The organism is Streptomyces sp. NPDC001717 (assembly GCF_042892775.1).
Taxonomy (GTDB): Bacteria; Actinomycetota; Actinomycetes; order Streptomycetales; family Streptomycetaceae; genus Streptomyces.
Window position 1 is genome coordinate 1 of record NZ_JBIAUK010000068.1, and the last position, 2,452, is coordinate 2,452.

General features: G+C 67.8%; 3 protein-coding genes. All 3 read left to right on the forward strand.

Annotated features, from left to right (window positions below):
• Positions 1–95: 95 nt before the first annotated feature.
• A complete protein-coding gene (locus ACFYZL_RS40045; protein ID WP_388686133.1) occupies positions 96–737 on the forward strand; it encodes an HAD family hydrolase in 642 nt (213 codons plus the stop codon).
• A 53-nt stretch (positions 738–790) separates the two neighbouring features.
• A complete protein-coding gene (locus ACFYZL_RS40050) occupies positions 791–1,960 on the forward strand; it encodes a helix-turn-helix domain-containing protein (protein ID WP_388686135.1) in 1,170 nt (389 codons plus the stop codon).
• A gap of 261 nt (positions 1,961–2,221) precedes the next feature.
• Positions 2,222–2,452: hypothetical protein (locus ACFYZL_RS40055; protein ID WP_388686137.1), on the forward strand; the 231-nt coding region annotated here is incomplete at its 3' end.

The following is a 2,452-nucleotide window of genomic DNA, read 5'->3' on the forward strand; positions in this document are numbered from 1 at the left end:
GCATCGACTCAGCCGACGGACCACCCTTCTGCCTCGCCGTCAGGTAGGAGCGCGTAGCGAATGGGGGCGCTCCGGACCGTCGGTACGCTGGCCGAATGATTCGGACCGTCGTTCTGGACATCGGTGAGACCCTCACCCGAGACGATCGTTACTGGGCCGCTTGGGCGGACTGGCTCGGCGTGCCCCGCCACACGCTTTCCGCGCTGGTGGGCGCCGTGGTCGTGGACGGACGGGACAACGCGGACGCGATCCGCCTTTTGCGCCCGGGCATCGACATCGACGCCGAATACGCCGCCCGCGAGACCGCAGGACGGGGTGAGCGGCTCGACGAGACCGACCTCTACGAGGACGTCCGCCCGGCACTGAAAGCGCTCCGCGCCTCCGGCGTGCGAGTCGTCATCGCAGGCAACCAGAGCCCCCGAGCCGGTGACCTGCTGCGCGCACTCAATCTACCGGCAGACCTCGTCGTCACGTCGGGCGAGTGGGGTGTCTCCAAGCCTGCAAGTGCCTTCTTCGACCAGGTGCTGGCGGTATCAGGCAGCACCGCCGAAGAAACCCTCTACGTGGGCGACCACCCGGCCAACGACATCCATCCGGCGCGAGCCGCAGGCCTGCGCACCGCACATATCCGGCGTGGCCCCTGGGGTCACTGGTGGGCGGATGACCCCGCTGTCCAGGCCGCCGCAGACTGGTCGATCAATTCCCTCGCCGAACTGCCGGACATCGTCCGGCAGTAGGAACAGGCACCTGTTCGGCGGACGTCCACCGCTGGGCGCGGTACGGTCCGGGCATGGCCGAACACATCGGGCAGCGCATCGCCGCCCGGCGGCGAGCCCGACGCATGACACAAACCGACCTCGCTCGCGAGGCACACGTCTCACTCGCCATGATCAAAGGCTGTGAACGGGGTGTCCGTTCGCCGGGCCCTTCCACGCTGGAAGCGATCGCCTCCGCTCTCGGTCTGGATGCGTCCCGCCTCGATCCGGCCTACGTCGGCACCGGCCGCCGCGTCCACGCCGCGCTCCCGGCGATCTCTGCCACGATCGCCGGGTACGAACTCGCACTGGACCCGGCCGGCAGACCACTGGGACAACTGCGGAGCGACATTGAAACTGCTGTCGGTTGGCGCCTTGCAGCTCAGTACGGCCTGATCGCGGCACAGGTCCCCACACTTCTCGGCGATGCGCTGGCCCACCTGCATGCAACCTCCGGCCCTCACATCGAGGAAGCGGCACGCCTCGTTGTCGCGGCAGCGCGGACGGCCGATGCGGTGGCCTACAAATTCGGCGCGCACGACCTCTCGGCCCGCCTGATCGACATGATGCGCTGGGCGGCCGGCCACTCCGAAGCCCCGGACCTGAGCGCTTGCGTGGCCTACGTACGTGCCGAGACGTTCCTCGCCGCCCGCGCCTACCGGCGCGGCCATCTGGCGCTGGAACAAGCCCTCGATATGGGCCCTACGCCCAACACGGCAAGGTCGACCGCCACCCTTGGTGCCCTGCACATGCGGACGGCCGTCGTCGCCGCGCGGGCAGGCAGCGCGGACGCCGCCTACGACCATCTGAACGCGGCCCGCACCCTGGCACAGGGCCTTCCCGAGGCCGTCTACCTCGGAACGTCGTTCGGGCCATCCAGTGTCCGCATCCACGAGGTGGCCGTCTCGGTCAGCCTCGGTGGGGACCACATCGGCCGCGCCCTGGACATCGCCCGTGAATGGAGCCCCGGCCCGGAGATCCCGGCAGAACGCCGATCCGGCTTCTGGATCGAGGTGGCACGTGCACGACTTTGGTCCGGCCACCCCGACGGAGCCTTCAACTGCCTCAAGGAAGCACGCAAACAGGCACCGCAACACGTACGTGAACACCCGTGGGCCCGAGAGGACATCGGGAAGATCCTGCGTCTCAAACGCGCTCCCGACGAGTCGTTGACGTCCTACGCCGAGTGGATCGGTGTCACCTGAGCAAGCTCGACGAGGGATACAGCCCGTATCCCTTGAAGGACTCGTGGCAGCACACCATCTGTCTGCTCGTACTGAACAGACAGATGGGAACCCCCATGGCCAACCATGACGAACGCCCCGGGCAGGATCGCCAATGGCAGACCTCACCGTGCCCGTGCCGCCTCGGCGAGGAGAAGGACCCGATCGGGCCCAGCAGGAATCTCCTCGAACGGGCTCGCGTCGGTTGGGATCGCTTTTCCTCCTCCTTCAACGAGCCGTCCGATGCCTGACCGCTACGAGTACGTGCCGCACCCACTGCTGCGGCGCCGCGTGCGGGATGTGGCGAGTGGTGTCGAGGGCGAGCTGATGGCAGTGATCAACGAAGACGTCTCGAACTCGATCAAGCCCCACTGGATGGAGCTGGCATACGTCCGGGGCCCATCCGGCCGCGAGTTCTCCACGGCAGTCGACAACATCGAGTCGGCCGAGCCGCATCCGAGTCAACGCACCCGA

What these genes read in the sequence shown, in the direction of transcription:
- ACFYZL_RS40045 (WP_388686133.1), top strand. Translation starts at nt 96, where the DNA reads ATGATTCGGACCGTCGTTCTGGACATCGGTGAGACCCTCACCCGAGAC.
- ACFYZL_RS40050 (WP_388686135.1), top strand. Translation starts at nt 791, where the DNA reads ATGGCCGAACACATCGGGCAGCGCATCGCCGCCCGGCGGCGAGCCCGA.